This is a genomic window from Methylobacterium sp. P5_C11, assembly GCF_054049775.1.
In genome coordinates, this window is record NZ_JBFULS010000032.1 from 1 (window position 1) to 17,725 (window position 17,725).

The 17,725-nt window shown below is 70.2% G+C and carries 16 protein-coding genes and 1 pseudogene; 14 read left to right on the forward strand and 3 right to left on the reverse strand.

What is annotated here, in order from left to right:
* The 3 genes and pseudogenes from ACXJKQ_RS17050 to ACXJKQ_RS17060 form a co-directional block, all read right to left on the reverse strand.
* A pseudogene (locus ACXJKQ_RS17050) lies at positions 1-343 on the reverse strand (acyl-CoA dehydrogenase family protein); the annotation flags it as partial.
* Positions 340-1,491, reverse strand: a complete 1,152-nt coding sequence (locus ACXJKQ_RS17055) for an acyl-CoA dehydrogenase family protein (protein WP_457106921.1) — start codon at positions 1,489-1,491, stop codon at positions 340-342. The pseudogene ACXJKQ_RS17050 and the gene ACXJKQ_RS17055, both read right to left, overlap by 4 nt.
* 49 nt (positions 1,492-1,540) lie before the next feature.
* Positions 1,541-2,551: an ABC transporter substrate-binding protein gene (locus ACXJKQ_RS17060; RefSeq protein WP_457106922.1), complete on the reverse strand. Its 1,011-nt coding sequence runs from the start codon at positions 2,549-2,551 to the stop codon at positions 1,541-1,543.
* 334 nt (positions 2,552-2,885) lie between these two features.
* Here ACXJKQ_RS17060 and ACXJKQ_RS17065 point away from each other — a divergent pair, with 334 nt between their 5' ends.
* The 14 genes from ACXJKQ_RS17065 (at position 2,886) to ACXJKQ_RS17130 (ending at position 17,725) form a co-directional block, all read left to right on the forward strand.
* Positions 2,886-3,812 carry an IclR family transcriptional regulator gene (locus ACXJKQ_RS17065; protein WP_457106923.1) on the forward strand — a complete coding sequence of 309 codons (927 nt, stop codon included), beginning with the start codon at positions 2,886-2,888 and terminating at the stop codon, positions 3,810-3,812.
* A gap of 247 nt (positions 3,813-4,059) precedes the next feature.
* Complete coding sequence (locus ACXJKQ_RS17070; RefSeq protein ID WP_457106924.1) at positions 4,060-5,298, forward strand: MFS transporter; 1,239 nt, start codon at positions 4,060-4,062, stop codon at positions 5,296-5,298.
* A 127-nt stretch (positions 5,299-5,425) separates the two neighbouring features.
* A complete protein-coding gene (locus ACXJKQ_RS17075) occupies positions 5,426-6,235 on the forward strand; it encodes an N-acyl homoserine lactonase family protein (protein WP_457106925.1) in 810 nt (269 codons plus the stop codon).
* 12 nt (positions 6,236-6,247) lie between these two features.
* Positions 6,248-6,574 carry an NIPSNAP family protein gene (locus ACXJKQ_RS17080; RefSeq protein ID WP_012320199.1) on the forward strand — a complete coding sequence of 109 codons (327 nt, stop codon included), beginning with the start codon at positions 6,248-6,250 and terminating at the stop codon, positions 6,572-6,574.
* A gap of 55 nt (positions 6,575-6,629) precedes the next feature.
* Positions 6,630-7,502, forward strand: a complete 873-nt coding sequence (locus tag ACXJKQ_RS17085; protein ID WP_457106926.1) for an NAD(P)-dependent oxidoreductase — start codon at positions 6,630-6,632, stop codon at positions 7,500-7,502.
* Positions 7,503-7,506: 4 nt separating this feature from the next.
* Complete coding sequence (locus tag ACXJKQ_RS17090) at positions 7,507-8,943, forward strand: aldehyde dehydrogenase family protein (protein WP_457106927.1); 1,437 nt, start codon at positions 7,507-7,509, stop codon at positions 8,941-8,943.
* Between the two features lie 71 nt (positions 8,944-9,014).
* Entirely contained in the window at positions 9,015-9,416 is a 402-nt protein-coding gene (locus tag ACXJKQ_RS17095; protein WP_457106928.1) for a carboxymuconolactone decarboxylase family protein, read from the forward strand.
* Between the two features lie 91 nt (positions 9,417-9,507).
* Positions 9,508-10,884: an MFS transporter gene (locus ACXJKQ_RS17100; RefSeq protein ID WP_457106929.1), complete on the forward strand. Its 1,377-nt coding sequence runs from the start codon at positions 9,508-9,510 to the stop codon at positions 10,882-10,884.
* On the forward strand, positions 10,881-11,804 hold the full coding sequence (locus ACXJKQ_RS17105; protein ID WP_457106966.1) for an NAD(P)-dependent oxidoreductase: 924 nt from the start codon (positions 10,881-10,883) through the stop codon (positions 11,802-11,804). The genes ACXJKQ_RS17100 and ACXJKQ_RS17105 overlap by 4 nt, the downstream gene beginning before the upstream one ends.
* 9 nt (positions 11,805-11,813) lie before the next feature.
* On the forward strand, positions 11,814-12,203 hold the full coding sequence (locus ACXJKQ_RS17110; RefSeq protein WP_457106930.1) for a cupin domain-containing protein: 390 nt from the start codon (positions 11,814-11,816) through the stop codon (positions 12,201-12,203).
* Positions 12,200-12,964, forward strand: a complete 765-nt coding sequence (locus tag ACXJKQ_RS17115; protein ID WP_457106931.1) for a carboxymuconolactone decarboxylase family protein — start codon at positions 12,200-12,202, stop codon at positions 12,962-12,964. Before ACXJKQ_RS17110 ends, ACXJKQ_RS17115 begins: the two co-directional genes overlap by 4 nt.
* Before the next feature lie 133 nt (positions 12,965-13,097).
* A complete protein-coding gene (locus tag ACXJKQ_RS17120) occupies positions 13,098-13,790 on the forward strand; it encodes a GntR family transcriptional regulator (protein ID WP_457106932.1) in 693 nt (230 codons plus the stop codon).
* A gap of 546 nt (positions 13,791-14,336) precedes the next feature.
* The gene (locus ACXJKQ_RS17125) at positions 14,337-15,218 is read left to right on the forward strand and encodes a hypothetical protein (RefSeq protein ID WP_457106933.1); all 882 of its coding nucleotides are present in this window, start codon (positions 14,337-14,339) and stop codon (positions 15,216-15,218) included.
* Positions 15,219-15,469: 251 nt separating this feature from the next.
* Positions 15,470-17,725 (forward strand): ATP-binding protein, encoded by a 2,256-nt coding sequence (locus ACXJKQ_RS17130; RefSeq protein ID WP_457106934.1) that lies wholly within the window; start codon positions 15,470-15,472, stop codon positions 17,723-17,725.

A 17,725-nucleotide genomic window follows, 5' to 3' on the forward strand; every position in this document is an offset into this window, starting at 1 on the left:
GCCCAGAGCGCCGCGCCGACGATGCCCAGAGCGCCGCGCCGACGATCGTCTCGGGCAGCGGCAGGGGCAGGGCGGCCTGGCCGCAGCGTCGGATCAGCCGCGCGACGGTGGCGGCCGGGAGGCCGATCCCGCCCTCCGCCTCGGGCACCAGCGCCAGCGGCAGGCCGCCCGCGGCGAGCGCCGTCCAGAGATCGCCGGGCCAGGCGTCCGCATCCGTGGCCCCGTCGCAGGCCGACAGCAGCGTCGGCGTGAGGTTCTGGGCGAGCAGCCGCTCGACCTGATCCAGGACGATCCTGGCAAGCTCGTCGCCGGCACCGTCCGCCGCGTGTTCGGTCCCGCTCATCGCAGCCCCAGCCCCCGGGCGATGACGCCGCGCAGGACCTCACGGGTGCCGCCGCGCAGCGTGAAGGACGGCGCCCGCAGGGTCACGCCGCCCAGCGCCTCGCGGAAGGCGTCGCCCTGCGCCGTGAGGCTCGGCTCGACCGGCACGAGCCGCCGGGCGATCTCCGGCACCGCGCGCTCGAAGCTGTTGCCGACGTCCTTGACCAGAGCCGCCTCGACGCCCGGCACGATGCCCCGGTCGAGGAGGCGGGCCACCGAGGCCGACATGCCCAGCAGCGCGGTGAGCTGCGCCACCATCCGCCCGGTCTCGACCGCCTGGAACCGGTCCGGTTCCGGCCCGATCCGGTCGATGAGTTCGACGAGCAGCCGGTAATCCGACAGGAAACGGTCCGGCCCCGAGCGCTCGAAGGCGAGTTCCTCCGTGACGAGACCCCAGCCCGCGCCCTCGGCGCCGACCCGCATCGCGTCGGCGACGCGGTAATCGGTGAAGAACACCTCGTTGAACTCGTGGTGGCCCGACAGGTCGAGGATCGGCCGCACCGTCACCCCGGGGGCCGCCATGTCGACGATGAACTGGGTCAGGCCGCCGTGCCGGTCCGGCCCGGGCTCCCCCGTCCGGACGAGGGCCAGCAGGTAATCGACCTGATGGGCGTTCGTCGTCCAGATCTTGGAGCCGTTGATCACCCAGCCGTCGCCGTCGCGCACCGCGCGCGTCCGCACCGCGGCGAGGTCCGAGCCGGAATTCGGCTCGCTCATGCCGATGCCGAAGGCGCAGTCGCCCCGGCAGATGCGCGGCAGGATCGCCCGCTTGGCCGCCTCGGTGCCGTGCCGCAGGATCTGCGGTCCGGATTGGCGGTCGGCGATCCAGTGCGCGCCGCAGGGGGCGCCGGCGGCCAGCATCTCCTCCGTGACGACGAAGCGGACCAGGCCGGAGCGGGCGTGACCGCCATAGCTTTCCGGCAGGGTCAGGCCGATGAACCCGGCCGCCCCCGCGCGCCGGCTGAAGGCGGCGTCGAAGGTCGTCCAGGAGGTCCGGTGCGGCACGAAATGCCCGGCCGCCAGCTCGGCGTCCAGGAAGGCGCGGACGGAAGCGCGGGCGGCCTCGGCCTCGGCCGGAAGCGGCTCGGCATTGAAGCGGAAACTCTGCATCGGGGTTGTGTACTCGGCCGATCGTGCGGGTGGCGCCGGATCGCGCCGCTCAGCTCCCGTCGCGGCCCTGGAGGCCGGGAAAGAAGATCTCCTGCCAGTCGCTCGGCACCTTCCGCAGGAAGCCCTGCGTCGCCATCGCCTTGGCGAGGTTGACCATGCCCTTCGGCGCCACGTCGTAGACGATGGTCCCGTCGGTGAGGATCGCCTCGACCTGGGCGCGATCGATCTGAACCTGCTCGGAGGCGAGATAGATCGCCGCCGCGCGTTTCGGATCGCTGCGGATCAGCGCCACCGCATCCTCCATCCCGGCCAGGATCGCCTGCGCGACCTTCGGATTCGCATCGACGAAGCCCTGCTTGGCGTTCAGCGTCGCGGCGGTGATGTCGCCGTCGCCGATCAGGCCGGTGGAGGTCATGATCGCGCGCAGCTTGGGGTCCGCGCGCAGGACCTGCGTGAACGGCGGCGTCGAGAAGTAGCCGGCGATGCCCTGGCCGGCCCGCATGGCCGCGGTGGCGTCCGGATGCGGCAGGCTCACCATCAGCGCGTCGGCCTTGGCGGCATCGCCGAGCTGCTGCGCCGCCGCGATCCGCAGCAGGATCGCCTGGGGCGAGTTGAAGGCCGGGACCGCGATCTTGTCGCCGAAGGTGAAGTCCTTGAGCGCGGTGACGCCGGGCTTGCCGGTGAACAGCGTGTAGACGACCGAGCTCAGGGCGGTGAGGCTCTTGATCTGCTGGCGCCCGCGGGTCTTGTCCCAGGCGATCAGGGCGCCGGCGGAGCCGAGGGTGCCGAGCTCGACGCTGTCGGAGAGCAGCGCGTCGTTCATCGCCGTCGAGCCGCTGAAGCGGGTCAGCGTGACCGACAACCCGTCGAGCCCCGCCGCCTTGGCGCGCTTGTCGAACAGGCCTTCGCTCTGCGCGATCATCACCGGCAGGTAGACGAGGCCGTATTGCAGGCCGATGCGGACGGACGTCGTCTCGGCGCGCACCGCTCCCCCGACGACCGGTAGCATCAGCGCGGCGGCGAGGAGGCGCGCGGCGACGGCCGCGAGGCGGATCGGCATCGGCATTCCTCCCGGACAGGGCCGCATGTGTCGCGCGGTCTCCGGTGCCGGTCGGTCAGGCCAATCCGGCACGCGGAGAGTAGGGCAGAGGGCGGATCCGGCTTCAACCGCCATCGCCCATCTGTTGAAGAATATCACATGTGTGATGGAAGGCCGCGATCGCTCCGGCGCTATACTGCCGCCACGCGGCGACGCAGGCTCATGCCGCCGCCACCGGGGGATGCGCCGACCATGCGCCGCGAACACCACGAACCCTGTCGCGGACGAAAGGGGTCGGTTCGACCCGGGGGGCGAGCGGTGCCGATCCCGGGAACACGGTCCCGCGGGTTCGGGCGTGGGTGAGCGCGGCCGGACATCCGGCGCGATCGACGCGGGCCATGCGTGCACGGACCTGACCGTCGGGGCCGATCCGGCCGGCTCGGATCTGACCCTGGTGAAGTCCGCCGGACGGGTACTGCAGATCCTGGAGCTGTTCGACGAGATCCAGCGCGAGGCGCGCGTCTCCGAGATCGCGACCCGGCTGAACGTCCCGCAATCCTCGACGTCGGTGCTGCTGAAGAGCCTCGTCCGCCTCGGCTACCTCGACTACGACCCGGCGAGCCGCAGCTTCCTGCCGTCGCCCCGGGTGGCGCTCCTGGGCGCGTGGCTCGACAAGGGGCCGGTGCGCGACGGCAGCCTCGTGCGGATGCTCGAGCACCTGTCGGAGCGCGCGGGCGGCACAGTGATCCTCGCCGCGCGCAACGCGATCTTCTCGCAATACGTCCACGTCCTGCAGGCGCGCACCGCCATGCGCTTCCACGTCCCGCCCGGCACGCGCCGCCTCGTCATCTGGTCGGCGACCGGCACCGCGCTCCTCGCCGACAGCCCCGAGGCCGAGATCGGCCCGCTGGTCCGCCGCACGAACGCGGAGGCCCCGCCGGAACAGCCGCCGATCGCGCTCGCGGCCGTTCTGGCCAACCTGGCGCGGCTGCGGCGGGATGGGCACTTCTTCTCCCGCGGCCTCGTCACGCCGGGCGCCGGCTCGATCGCGGTGCCGCTGCCCAGGCGCATCGACGGCAAGGGCCGCCCTCTGGCGGTCGCGGTGTCCGGTCTGCTCGACGACTTCGTGCGTCGGGAAGCGGAGATCGTCGCGACGATCCACGACGCGGTCGCGCGGTTCCTGCCGGAGGAGCCGGGACACGACAGTCAGGCCGACGGCCTGGACGGGCGCGACAGGCCGCCTCTCCCGCTCGGGCGAGGGGACCCGCGCCTCATTCTGTGACGATGGCGTCGCTGTCGTGGACCGTGGCCGGAGGATCCGTCGCGGCCCTTAACCCTTTGTTTGACCCGTTCTCGCGCCGAACCGGTGACCGCGTCGGCGAAGAGCGCTCCCAGGCCGGCCGGCTTTGGCCTCCGAGGCCCGTGCACGGCTGCAGATCAAGGATTGCGGGGCTGCAGAGCACGGCTCCGCGCTAGTGAAGCTCAGAGCCCTGCAGCCTCGAACGCGACCAAGCGGAGACGTCATCATCGTGCCCGGCGCCCCAACCGCGCGCAGTTCCGAGCCGCCCGAGACGCCGTCGCGTCCGACGCTCACCGGCAATGCCGCCCTCGGCGTGACGCAGATCATCCTGTGGGGCGGCACGTTCTTCCTCACCGCGGTCGTCTCGGACCCGATCGTGGCGGATACCGGCTGGCCGCAGGCGATGGTGGTGGGCGCACTCTCGCTGGCGATCTTCGTCTCTAGCCTTCCGGCGCCCTTCGTCGGCCGCATGATCCGGCATCGCGGCGGACGGCCGGTCCTGGTGGTCGGCGCCCTGATCGTCGCCGCAGGTCTGGCTCTGATGGCGGCCGCGCAGAGCCTGCCGGTCTTCCTGATCGCCTGGGTGATCGCCGGCCTCGGCATGTCGGCGAGCCTCTACGACCCGCTCTTCGCGGCGATCGGCCAGGCCTATGGCGGTGCCGCGCGCGGGGCGATGACCCAGATCGCGATCTCGTCGGGCTTCGCTGTGTCACTGTGCTGGCCCGCGACGCGCGTCCTGGTCGATCACGTCGGCTGGCGCGGAGCCTGCCTCACCTACGCGATTCTGTGCGGCGCCGTGGTGGTACCGCTCTTCGCCTGGGCGCTCCCGTCCCTGCGCCGGGTCGCGGTCGAGCCGGCGGTGGCGCCCCGGCCCTACGAGCCGGCCGGCTCGGCCGGAGCCGCGCGCCTGCCGGCCGAGCGCCTCCTCGCCGTGACCTTCACGATGGCGGCGATGATCATGACCGCCGCCTCGGTGCAACTGCTCAACCTGCTCCAGATCCTGGGCGTCGGCGGGACCGCTGCGGTGGCCCTGACCGGCCTGATCGGTCCCGCCCAAGTGGGCGTGCGCGTCGTCGAACTCGCCTTCGGGCGCCGCGCCCATCCGGCCTGGTCCCTGCTGCTGTCGAGCGCCAGCGTCGGGCTGGGGCTCCTGCTGCTGGCGACGATCCCGTCCCTGGCGTGGCTCGCGATGCTGCTCTATGGCGCTGGCAACGGCATGCGCACCGTCGTTCGGGGCACGCTGCCGCTGGCGCTCTACGGACAGGGCGAATACGCGGCCGCGATGGGCCGGCTCGCCCGCCTCCCGCTCCTCGGCCAGGCGATCACGCCCCTGGCCTGCGGCTACATCGCCGAAGCGTTCGGCCTCCTGCCGCTGCTGGAGGTGATGCTGGCTGTGGCGGCGATCAATCTCGGCCTGTCCCTCTGGGTGTTCGGCTTCGCGATGCGCCGCCCGAGCGTGCCGGCCTGATCGGCGGGGGTAGACCCGATTTTGCCTGATTGACAGATTGTCGGACGATGTGCTCCATTCTGCTCGCGGATGAGATGCATCCGCGAGGAAGAGCCGGGTCAACCGGCCGCCTGAAGGAAACGCCCGCATGGACGCAGAGATCTACAAGATCTACGCGATCAAGTACGCGCATCATCACCGTATGGCCCGCGAAAACTTCATCGGCGGGGACATCCACGATGGCCCGATGCCGATTGATTACTTCGTCTGGGTCGTGGTCGGCGGCGGCAGGACGATCGTCGTCGACACGGGCTTCGACCGGGCGATGGCGACGAAGCGGGGCCGCGACATCGTGCGGCCGGTCGAGGAGGGCTTGGCCCGGATCGGCATCGACCCACTGCAGGTCGAGGACGTCGTCCTGACCCATCTGCACTACGACCATGCCGGCAACCACGACCTGTTTCCGAAGGCCCGCTTCCATGTCCAGGAACGCGAGATGGCCTTCTGCACCGGCCGGTGCATGTGTCACCCGGAGGTCCGCCACCCCTTCGCCGCCGAGGACGTGAAAGTGATGGTGGACCGGCTGTTCGATGACCGCGTCCGCTTCCGCGAGACGACCGACACGCTCTATCCGGGGATCACCCTTCACCGGGTCGGCGGCCACTCGGACGGCCTGCAGATCGTCCGGGTCCGGACCGCGCGCGGCTGGGTCGTGCTGGCCTCCGACGCCGCGCACTTCTACGCCAATATCGGACGCCGGCTCGCCTATCCGATCGTCTACAACGTCGGCGACATGTTCGAGGGCTACCGGACTGTCCGGCGTCTGGCCGAGTCCGAGGATCACATCATCCCGGGACACGATCCGCAGGTTCTCGCGATCTACCCGCCGGCAGCCGACGACGTCGCCGGCTGGATCGCGCGCGTCGACCTGCCCCCGACCGCTTCACCGACCACCTGACCGGAGGATTCCATGATCGTCGAGATGCGCGTCTACTACTGCGCCCCGACCCGCTTGCCGGCCCTGCTGGAGCGGTTCCGCTCCACGACGCTCGGCTTCTTCCAGAAATACGGCATCGAGCAGATCGGCTTCTGGACCACACTCGTCGGTCCCGACAACCACGCGCTCACCTACCTGCTCAAGTGGGACGACATGGCGCAGCGCGAGGCTCGCTGGAACGCGTTCCAGGCCGATCCGGACTGGATCGCCGCCCGCGCCGAGACCGAGAAGGACCGGCCGATCGTCGCCCGGATCGAGAACACCTTCCTCACCCCCACGGACTTCTCTGCCCTGCGCTGACGGGGACACGCGACGCCGGACCCGTCCGGTGGTCGCCCAGAAGGACAGTCACGGCATGGAACAGAGAACCATCGGCTTCATCGGTCTCGGCATGATGGGCGACCCCATGAGCCGGTGCCTCGCCAAGGCGGGGCACGCGCTCCGCCTGCTCGACGCGGATGCGGCCCGGACCGACGCGCTCGGCCGGGACCTTGGCGCGACGACCCTGACGCGGGAGAACGCGGCCGGGCTCGACCTGCTGATCACGATGCTGCCGAACTCGGCCATCGTCGAGGCGGTGCTGCTCGATGGGGGCTGGGCCGACGCGCTCACGGCCGGCGCCACCGTGATCGACATGAGCTCGTCGGAGCCGGTGCGGTCCCGCGCCCTCGGCGAGCGGCTTGCCGGAAAAGGGCTCGGCTATCTCGATGCGCCGGTCTCGGGCGGCGTGCGGCGGGCGGTGGACGGCACGCTCGCGATCCTCGTCGGCGGCGAGGCGGATCTCCTCGCCCGCTGGCGGCCGGTGCTGGAAGTGATGGGCACCTCCGTCCTGCATATCGGCCCGGCGGGAGCGGGCCATGCCGCCAAGGCGCTGAACAACTTCGTCTCCGCCGCGGGCCTGCTCGCCACCGTCGAGGCGCTGCACGTGGCGCAGCGCTTCGGGATCGCGCCGGAGGCCATGACCGATGTGCTCAACGCCTCGTCCGGGCGCAGCAACACCTCCGAGAACAAGGTGAAGCAGTTCATGCTCAGCGGCAGTTTCGCCTCGGGCTTCTCGCTGAAACTGATGGACAAGGATCTCGGCATCGCCGGTGCCCTGGCCGAGTCTGTCGACTACCCGCTCGGGTTCGGCCGGCACTGCATCGAGACCTGGCACGCGATCGCCGGGGTGGTCGAGCCCACGGCCGACCACACCGAGATGTACCGCCTGCTGGCCAAGGGGGCATGAGACGATGGCGCTCCCGGATCTGAGCCGCTTCTACATCGACGGAGCCTGGGTCGAGCCGGCCGCGGGCCGGCCGTTCCCGCTGATCGATCCCGCCACCGAGACGGCGTTCGGCACCCTCGCGCTCGGCAATGCCGAGGACGTCGACCGGGCCGTCCGCTCGGCCCGCGCCGCCTTCCCGGCCTTCTCGGAGACGGCGCCCGCCGCGCGCGTCGCGCTGCTGCGCCGGATCCTCGCGCTCTTCGAGGAGCGGTTCGAGACCTTCGCCGAGACGATCCGGCAGGAGATGGGCTCGCCCATCGGTTTCGCCCGCAAGGGTCAGGCGGCGCGGGGGCCGGCGCACCTCAGCGCGCTGATCGAGGTGATGGAGCGCTTCGCCTTCGAAGAAGATCGCGGCACCACCCGGATCCGGCGCGAGCCGATCGGCGTCTGCGGCCTGATCACGCCGTGGAACTGGCCGATCAACCAGATCGTCGTGAAGATCGCCCCGGCGCTCGCGGCCGGCTGCACGATGGTACTGAAGCCCAGCGAGTACTCGGCCGTCAGCGCGATGCTGTTCGCGCAGGTCCTGCACGACGCGGGCGTGCCGCCGGGCGTGTTCAACCTCGTGAACGGGGACGGCCCCGGCGTCGGCGCCGCGATCGCCGCACATCCGGGGATCGACATGGTCTCGTTCACCGGATCGACCCGCGCCGGGATCGAGATCGCCCGGGCGGCGGCCCCGACCATCAAGCGTGTCGCGCAGGAGCTCGGCGGCAAGTCCGCCAACATCCTGCTCGAGGACGTCGACTTCGAACAGGCGGTCCGGCGCGGCGTCGCGGCCTGCTGCACCAATTCCGGCCAGTCCTGCTCCATCCCGACGCGGATGCTCGTGCCCAGGGCGCGCATGGACGAGGCGGCCGCCATCGCGGCCGAGGCCGCGTCCGGTTTCAGGCTCGGCCCGACCGCGGATCCCGAGACCGACCTCGGCCCGGTGGTCAATCGCAGCCAGTACGAGCGGGTCGTGGGGTTGATCCGCACCGGCATCGCGGAGGGCGCGCGGCTCGTCGCCGGCGGCCCGGAGCGGCCGGACCACCTCGCCCACGGCTTCTACGTCCGCCCGACCGTGTTCGCCGACGTGACCCCCGACATGACCATCGCGCGCGAGGAGATCTTCGGCCCGGTCCTGTCGATCCTCGCCTACGACAGCGAGGACGACGCGGTGGCGATCGCCAACGGGTCGCGCTACGGGCTCGCCGCCTACGTGCAGGGGCGGGACCGCGACCGGGCGCGCGCGGTGGCGCGGCGGCTGATCGGCGGGCAGGTCCACATCAATTATCCGCCCCCGGACGTCCACGCGCCCTTCGGCGGCTACCGCCAGTCCGGCAACGGCCGGGAATGGGGCGAGGCGGGCCTCCTCGAATACCTCGAGACCAAGGCGATGATCGGCTTCGGCCTCGATTGACCAGCGCCGGCCTCTCGGCCCGCGCACGACGGCCGGCGGCTTCGCGCGTCGGCCACGATCAGGAGAACGATATGTCCGACGAGAGCGAGCTATTCGGCAAGGGTTTCGAGAACCGGAAGACCGTCCTCGGTGCCGCCCACGTGGAAAAATCCTGGGCCAACGCCGACGCGTTCAATCGCCCGGTCCAACAGCTGGTGACCGAATATTGCTGGGGCGCGGTCTGGGGCGACAAGACGCTGCCGTTCAAGACCCGCAGCATGCTCAACATCGCGATGCTGACCGCGATGAACCAGCACCACGAACTCGCGGTCCACGTCAAAGGCGCCCTCAACAACGGCGTGACGAAGGACGAGATCCAGGCGGTGCTGATGCAGGCACTCGTCTATTGCGGCGCCCCGGCGGCGCTCGCCGCCTTCCGGACCGCATCCGCGGCGATCGCCTCGTGGGACGCGGAGCAGGCCGGCGGACGCTGATCCCGCGGACCGATGCGCGGGCGCAAGCCCGCGCCTCCAGCACCGACGCAGTCAAAAAAATGCGCGGCACGATCACAGGGAGGGAGACGCCATGACGGTCACGTCGGCAGCCTTGGCAACGGATTCGGCGGGAGCGGTCTCGCCCGCGTCCCAGTCGATCGAGGAGAGGCGTCGGAGCGCTATCCGGGGTGCGTTCTTCTCCGAATACATCGACATGTTCGACATCTACCTGCCGGTGGTCGCGCTGGCGCCGGTGATGTTCATGTTCCAGCCGAAGAACCTGTCCCCTCAGGTGGAGACGGTCCTGGCGTCGCTGGTCTTCATCACCACCTTGCTCGGCCGCCCGATCGGCGCCCTGATCTTCGGTCTCATTGCCGACAGGGTCGGGCGCCGGGCCGCCTCGATCTACTCGGTGGCGGGCTTCGGCGTGATCACGCTGCTGATCGGCCTGCTGCCCGGCTACGAGACGCTCGGCCTCGCCTCGTACATCCTGCTGGTCCTGCTGCGGTTCCTCGACGGCATCTTCCTCGGCGGCGGCTACACGGGGGCGATGCCGCTCGCCATCGAGTATTCGAAGAAGGACAAGCGCGGCTTCGTCGGCGGACTGATCATCGCGGGCTTTCCGGCCGCCTATGTCAGCATCAACCTTATCACGATGCTGATGTTCTACCTGTTCCCGCTCAACGGACCCGGGTCGCCCTATACGGTCTGGGGCTGGCGGATCCCCTTCATCGTCGGCGCGGCGCTGGCCGGCCTGCTCGCCCTCTACTACGTCCACAAGGTCTCGGAATCGGAGGTCTGGAAGAAGGAGGCCGCCGCCGGGGCAGTCCAGGCCGAGACGTCGCCCATGTCGGGGCTGCTGTCCGGGAAGGGCGGCCGCGATCTCCTGCAAGTCCTGCTGCTGATGACCGGATTCTGGATGACCCAGAACATCATCACCATCTACATGCCGACCGGATTGCTGGTGAAGACCCTGCACCTCAACGGCTTCGCGCTGACCGCGACGCTGATGATCTGCTACACGATCCTGTTCTTCAGCTATATCGGCTCCGGCCTGCTGGGCCAGCTGATCGGCCGCCGACGCTTCTTCGTCATTGCCGGCCCGCTGATCGCGACCGTCGGCGCGTGGATCCTCTACACGCTGACCGTCACGCCCGAGATGGCGTTCGGGACCCGCGTGCTGCTGGTCAGCGTCCTGGCGGTCATCGTGACGTCGCCCTGGGGCGTGATCGTCACCTACATCAACGAGCGCTTCGCCACGGATGTCCGCGCCACCGGCTTCGGCATCGGGTTCAGCCTCTCGGTGGTGATCCCGTCCTTCTACGCCTTCTACATGGACTGGCTGAGCGCGCTGATGCCGCTCGCGCTGACGCCCGTGGTCCTGCTGATGATCGGCGGCGTGATCGGCACCGTGGGCGCGCTGATCGGCCCCGAGACCAAGGACGTCGATTTCGGCACCGGCCACTGAGCCGGCCGCCGCGCGGAGGACGCAGCATGAACGGGAATCGGATCGGCTTCATCGGGCTCGGCAACATGGGCGGCCGCATGACGCGACGCCTGACCGGGGCGGGCATCGCGGTCGTCGGCTTCGACACAGACCGGGAGGCCGCTTCCCGCTGGGGCGCGACGGCCGCCGCCTCCGCGGGCGCGGTCGTCGGAGAGGCCGACGTGATCCTGATGTCCCTGCCCGACAGCAAGGTGGTCGAGCGCGTCGTCCTCGGCGACGGCGGCATCCTCGCTAGATGCCGGGACGGGCAGATCGTCGTCGATCTCAGCACGGCGGCGGCGAGCTCGACGCGCCGCATCGCCGCCGCCCTGGCCGAGCGCGGCGTCGCCTACGTGGACGCGGGCATCTCGGGCGGCGCGGCGGCGGCCGAGACGGGCACGCTGACCCTGATGGTCGGCGGCGATCCGGCGGTGATCGACCGGCTCGGCTGGGTGTTCGCGCCGATCGCCCGGACGGTCGTCGTCATGGGCGGCTCCGGGGCAGGCCACACGACCAAGCTGCTCAACAACTTCCTGAACGCCGTCAGCCTCGCCGCCACCGCGGAGGTCATGGTCGCGGGCAAGAAGGCCGGGCTCGACCTGCACCGGCTCCTGAAGGTGCTGAACGCCTCCAGCGGCGTCAACTTCGCGACGCTGAACCGTTTTCCGAAGATCGTGGACGGCGATTACCTGGAAGGCGGCCTGACCGGCAGGCTGATGACCAAGGACGTCGTGCTCTACGCCGATCTCCTGCACGAACTCGGGGTCGCCTCACTCAACGCGTCCGGCCCGATGGCGAGCTTCGGCCTCGCCACGGCGCTCGGCTACGGCGACGTCATCTCCAACCGCGTCGTCGATGCCATCGGCGACATTTCCGGCGGCGTCCGGCTCCACGAGAACTGAGAGGATACGATGCAGATCTTCCACGGCCGCGAGAAGAGCGCGAAATCCGAGAGCCGCGGGGCGACCTTCACCGGACAGGTCTGGGCCGACCCGGTGATGCCGTCGACGGGCGGCGTCACCATCAACAACGTCTTCTTCACCCCGGGTGCGCGGACCTTCTGGCACACGCACGCGCAGGGCCAGATCCTGCAGGTGACCGCCGGCAAGGGCTGGATCTGCGTCGCGGGCCAGCCGGCGCAGCCGATCCGGGCGGGCGACACCGTCTGGATCCCCGCGGACGAGCGGCACTGGCATGGCGCGGCCGCCGACAGCTACCTGCTCCACACGGCGATCTCGCTCGGCAAGACCGACTGGCAGGACGAGGTGGTCGAGGCCGATTACGCCGGAGCCACGGCATGACCGGGACCGCGCCGAACCCGGAAGCCCTCCGGCACGCCGTCGCGGAGCAGCTCGGTTACTGGGACGAGGCGCAGGTCGCGCTGGCCGATCTGTCGCCCGGCTTCCTCGACGCCTGGGCTCGGTTGGCGACGGTCCCGGTCCGCAAGAATTATCTCGGCGCGAAGGACCGCGCCCTGATCGCGCTCTCGGCCGCGGCGGCAGCGACCCACCTGTACGCGCCCGGCGTTCGCCGCCAGATCCGCAACGCCCTCGACGCCGGCGCGACGGCCGACGAAATCATGGAGGTCCTGGCGCTGACGGCGACCCTCGGCATCCACGCCTGCAACATCGGCGTGCCGCTGCTGCTGGAGGTGCTGGAGGAGGCCGGCCAGCGGAGCGGCCCCGCGCCGCTGACGCCGCGGCAGGAGCAGCTGAAGGCGGATTTCACCCGCGACCGGGGCTATTGGCACACGTTCTGGGACGGTCTCCTCGAACTCGATCCCGACCTGTTCGAGGGGTATCTCGACTTCTCGGCCTGGCCCTGGCGCCACGGCGTCCTGACGCCGAAGATGAAGGAATTCGTCTACTGCGCCTTCGACGCGGCGGCGACGCACCTCTACGTGCCGGGCCTGAAGATGCACATGAAGAACGCCCTCGGTTACGGCGCGACCCAGGAAGAACTCATGGAGGTCCTCGAGATCGTCAGCCTGATCGGCATGCACGGCGCGGAGCTGGCCGCTCCGATCCTGCGCGACGAACTGGCCGCCCGGCGCCGGGCCTGACGGCCGAACCGGCCGACCGGACGACGGGCGCGACAACAGGCCGGCCTCGGGGCACATCTCGCAGCCTGCCTTGCCACCCGACGGCGCGCCATGCCACCCGTTCGGCTCGATATCGATCCGTGAACGCCAGGCGATGAACAAGATCAGGGCCATCCAGCCGGATACGCTCCGTCGAAAGGTGGAGGACGCAGTGCGCGAGGCGATCACCTCGGGCGTCTACGCGCCTGGCGAGCGGCTGATCGAGCGCGAATTGTGCGAGGGGCTCGGCGTCAGCCGCGCCTCCGTCCGCGAGGCTCTGCGCAGGCTGGAAGCCGAGAAGCTCGTCCATACGGTCCCGCATCGCGGCCCGGTCGTGGCTTCGATCTCGGTGGAGGAAGCGCGCCAGCTCTACGCGCTGCGCGCCGTCCTGGAGGGCTACGCGGCGCACGAATTCGCCATCCAGGCTTCGGACGCGGCGATCCTCGCGTTCGGGCAGGCGGCCCGGCTTCTGCGTGAGGCGGCCGGCAGCGGCGACACCGATCGCGTCCTGCGCGCCAAGGGCGTCCTGTACGATGTCATGCTCAGCAATTGCGGGAACGCTCTGGTCTGCGAGATCCTTCGCGGCTTCTACTCACGGATCAACCTGCTGCGCGCGACATCCCTGATGCATGCCGAGCGGCTGCCACACAGCCTCGCCGAGATCGACGCCCTGGTCGAAGCGTTTCAGGCCCGCGACGCCGCGAAAGCGGAGGCCCTGGCCCGACTCCACGTGACCAATGCGTGCGCGGTCGCCCTGAAGCAACTCGCGTTTCGTACCCAGCAGCAGACGCTCGATGCGGTAAGCTGAGTCGGCGTTGGTCTGTGGCTCAACGGGTCCCCCATCCCGCAGACCGGCAACAAGACTCGCGCCGAAACGTTGATCGACCTGCGCACGGCAGAGGTGACCCACGGGCCGCGGCGCGCGTCCGCGGGGGTCGCGCACGTCCCGCTGGAATGGGTCGACGGCGACAGCCACCGCCGGTCGCTCGAACCTGTCGGGGACGGGCCTCCCGCTCAGGTCGAGGTCCAAGCCTTGGCCGCCCGACCCAAACCGAGCGGCCTCCGGGAAACCCGACGCGGTTCAACACGCAGCTCTGGCCACAGATCGGCGTGGCCGACGCGCCGGTCGCGTGGCGCCGCGCCCTCGACCTTGCCGCGCGCAGCATGAGGCTCCCGGGCGGCTACGACTTCAACGATGACCGGACGGTGTCTGGATCGAAGGCATGGCGCAAGCCGCCCTGACGCTGCGGGCGCTGGGCCGCCGTCAGCAGACGGATCAGCTCCTCGATGGTCTCCGGCGCGAGGTCTCGCCGACGGGGTAGCTCTACGCTTCGAGCATCCCCCGCCTTACAGCGTGGCCAAGCGGCCGCACTACCTGCACGGCGTGTTGAACTGGTTGTGCAAGCCGTTCATCGTCCTGAGGCTGGCAGCACCGTCGATCTACTGGATCTTCGACATCCCGGCCTTCGAGGCGGACTACCTCTCCTTCCTGCGCTACGGCGTTCCCGCCCTCCTGGCGCTTTGGGTCTACGGCGGCTGGATCTCAGGCCGGCGTACGCTGACCCTATTCATGGAGGTGACCCACATCATGACCGCCCTGGCGATCACCCTCAGGCTCGCCTCGGCGGCAATCCGCCCCTTCGGTCGGCCCTTCAAGGTGACCGATAAGGGCGGTGACCGCGCGGTATCGATCGTACGCTGGCGCATGGCGGCGGGGTTCGGAGGGATTGCCCTCCTGTCGGCCGGCTCGATCGGGTGGTCCTTCGCATCCCCCTACGGAGCCACGGAGATCGCGCCGATCGACTTCTTCAACCTGATCTGGGCGGGCGTGGAGATGCTGTTCAGCTTCGTCGCGTTCCTGGTGTGCTTCGAGCGTCCGCGCGGGGCGGAGCGGTTCGTGGTCGGCGAGCCGACCCGGATCGAGGTCGACGGGTCCATGTACTCGGTGACGCTGGCGTGTCTGGGCCTGGAGAGCGCCCTCCTGCAGGCCGTGCTGCCGGACGGCGTGGCGCCCGGGACGCCGATGACGGCATGGATCGAGGAGGCCGGCTGGGTCTCGGCCCGCTTGGCAGAGTCGGTCGATGCCCGGATCGAGATCCGCCTCGACCCCGATTCCCAGCAGCGCAGAGCCCTGATCTTGCGTCTGTTCACAACGGCCATCGATCCCATCGCCCGCAGCGCCGACCTGGGCGTTGCCTTGCGCAGCCTCGCGCATCGATGCTTCCGGGCCGGCTGATCCGGTCCGCTGCGGTGACGCCAGGGGCGCGATCCCGATGCCGACCGTCGCACCGGCCGGGGGCTGCCCCCGGCCGTGCGGCCTGGTGCCGCGCGGGCGGGCCGGAGCAGGTCGCCGGCCCCGGGGGTGGCCAGCCGCCGGACGGGACGCGCGACCCAGCCCAGTCCTTTTAGACTATAGGAGCCAACCAGTTCGGCTGCTAACAGGCGCCCTGCAACCGCGACCGACCCGGTGAGAAGGCGAACCTCGGCTTGAACTTTCAAAGCGGCGCGGCCCAGAGCCTCGACCTGACGGCCTGTGATCGCGAGCCCATTCACGTCGTCGGCAGCATCCAGCCGCACGGGTTCCTGCTCTGCCTCGATTCCCGGTCCCGCGCCATCGTCCAGGCCAGCGCGAACGCGCCCGCGGCGGCGGCGGTCGGGACGATCCTCGACGCAGCGCTGCCCGACCTCGCCGCGGTGCTGCATCACTACCTCGACGCGGCGGAGCCCCACGACGGGGCTCTCTACCTCCGCACCGTGACGTTGGAGTCGGGCGGCGGACGCCAGGCCTACGAGGTGGCGGCGCATCGGGTCGACGACCTCGTGGTGGTGGAACTCGAGGAGATCGACGCGGCCGCAGTCGATTTCGGCGCCGACGTGCTCACCCCGCGCCTGCGGGCCTTCGTGGAGCGCCTGCATACCGCCCGCACCGTCGAGGACCTCTGCCAGTTCGTCGCCGAGGACATCCGCCACATCACGGGTCTCGATCGCGCCCTGGTCTACAGGTTCGACCGGGACTGGCACGGCACAGTGCTGGCGGAGGCCGGAAACGGCGTGCTGCCCTCCTACCTCGACCTGCGCTTCCCCGCCTCCGACATCCCCGTCCAGGCGCGGGAACTCTACCGGCGGAACCGCCTGCGCATCATCCCGGATGCCGGCTATGGTCCCGTGCCGATCCGGCCGACCACGACGCCGACGGGCAAGCCCCTCGACCTCAGCCAGTCAGTGCTGCGCTCGGTCTCGCCGGTCCATGTCGAGTACATGCGCAACATGGGCACGATGGCCTCCATGTCAGTGTCCATCCTGGTCGACGGCGCGCTCTGGGGCCTGATTTCCTGCCACAACCGCGAGCCCAAGCGCGTGCCGCTCCAGGCGCGCAATGCGTGTGACGTGCTCACCCAGATCTTCGCGCTGCAGCTCGCGGCCCGCGAGCGGGCCGCCCAGTCCGAGACGCGGCTGGCGCTCGGCGCCGTGCAGGCGCGCCTGCTCGGCTTCATGGCCGAGGAGGACAGCTTCGTCGACGGCCTGCTCAACCATCCCGACGACGTCCTGGCCCTGGTGAACGCGTCCGGTGCCGCGGTGGTGACGGCGGACCGCTGCCGGCGCCTCGGGGCGACGCCGACGGAGTCCGAGGTGCGCACCCTGTACCGCTGGCTGTCCGAGCGCGCGGACACGGACGAGGTCTTCGCCTCCGAAGCCCTGTCGGAGGCGTTTCCGCCCGCCGCGTCCTTCGCCGAGCGGGCGAGCGGCCTGCTCGCGATCTCGGTCTCGAAGAAATACGCGAGCTACATCCTCTGGTTCAGACCCGAGGTCGTGCGGACGGTCAAGTGGGGCGGCAACCCTGTGAAGGCCGTCGAGCCCGACCCCGCCGGGGGATCGGACCGGCTGCACCCGCGCAAGTCGTTCGAGATCTGGAAGGAAACCGTGAAGGGGCGCTCCCTGCCCTGGTCCGTTCCGGAGGTCGAGGCCGCCAAGGACCTGCGCGCCTCGGTGCTCGGCATCGTGCTGCGCCGGGCGGAGGAACTGGCCAGCATGAGCGAGGAGCTGCAGCGCTCGAACAAGGAACTGGAGGCCTTCTCCTACTCGGTCAGCCACGATCTGCGCGCGCCCTTCCGCCACATCGTCGGCTACGCGAACCTGCTCAAGAACCGCGAGGGGGCCACCCTGTCCGACAAGGGCCGGCACTACGTGGAGACGATCATCGAGGCGGCCTTCTCGGCCGGAACCCTGGTCGACAGCCTCCTGGCCTTCTCGCAGATGGGCCGGCACGCCTTGAACAAGGTCTGGGGCGACATGAACGCCCTGGTCGAGGAGGTCCGCCGCAAGGTTCTGCGCGACGTCCCGCCCGACCGGACCCTCCGCTGGGAGATCGCGCCCCTCGGCCGTGCCTACGGCGACCCGGTGATGCTGCGGCTCGTCCTCGAGAACCTGCTGTCGAACGCCGTGAAGTACACCCGCGACACCCGGGAGGCGGTGATCGCCGTGGGCAGCCTGCCGCCCCGGGACGGGGAGGCGGTCTACTACGTCCGCGACAACGGCGCCGGCTTCGACATGGCCTATGTCGACAAGCTGTTCGGCGTCTTCCAGCGCCTGCACCGGGTCGAGGAGTTCGAGGGCACCGGCATCGGCCTCGCCAACGTCCGCCGCATCGTCGAGCGCCACGGCGGACGGACCTGGGCCGATGGAACGCTCGGTCGGGGCGCCACCTTCTACTTCACCCTGCCCCTGCGGGAGGAGGCACACTGA

What these genes read in the sequence shown, in the direction of transcription:
- ACXJKQ_RS17055 (WP_457106921.1), bottom strand. Translation starts at nt 1,491, where the DNA reads ATGCAGAGTTTCCGCTTCAATGCCGAGCCGCTTCCGGCCGAGGCCGAG.
- ACXJKQ_RS17060 (WP_457106922.1), bottom strand. Translation starts at nt 2,551, where the DNA reads ATGCCGATCCGCCTCGCGGCCGTCGCCGCGCGCCTCCTCGCCGCCGCG.
- ACXJKQ_RS17075 (WP_457106925.1), top strand. Translation starts at nt 5,426, where the DNA reads ATGGACGCAGAGATCTACAAGATCTACGCGATCAAGTACGCGCATCAT.
- ACXJKQ_RS17080 (WP_012320199.1), top strand. Translation starts at nt 6,248, where the DNA reads ATGATCGTCGAGATGCGCGTCTACTACTGCGCCCCGACCCGCTTGCCG.
- ACXJKQ_RS17085 (WP_457106926.1), top strand. Translation starts at nt 6,630, where the DNA reads ATGGAACAGAGAACCATCGGCTTCATCGGTCTCGGCATGATGGGCGAC.
- ACXJKQ_RS17090 (WP_457106927.1), top strand. Translation starts at nt 7,507, where the DNA reads ATGGCGCTCCCGGATCTGAGCCGCTTCTACATCGACGGAGCCTGGGTC.
- ACXJKQ_RS17095 (WP_457106928.1), top strand. Translation starts at nt 9,015, where the DNA reads ATGTCCGACGAGAGCGAGCTATTCGGCAAGGGTTTCGAGAACCGGAAG.
- ACXJKQ_RS17100 (WP_457106929.1), top strand. Translation starts at nt 9,508, where the DNA reads ATGACGGTCACGTCGGCAGCCTTGGCAACGGATTCGGCGGGAGCGGTC.
- ACXJKQ_RS17110 (WP_457106930.1), top strand. Translation starts at nt 11,814, where the DNA reads ATGCAGATCTTCCACGGCCGCGAGAAGAGCGCGAAATCCGAGAGCCGC.
- ACXJKQ_RS17115 (WP_457106931.1), top strand. Translation starts at nt 12,200, where the DNA reads ATGACCGGGACCGCGCCGAACCCGGAAGCCCTCCGGCACGCCGTCGCG.
- ACXJKQ_RS17120 (WP_457106932.1), top strand. Translation starts at nt 13,098, where the DNA reads ATGAACAAGATCAGGGCCATCCAGCCGGATACGCTCCGTCGAAAGGTG.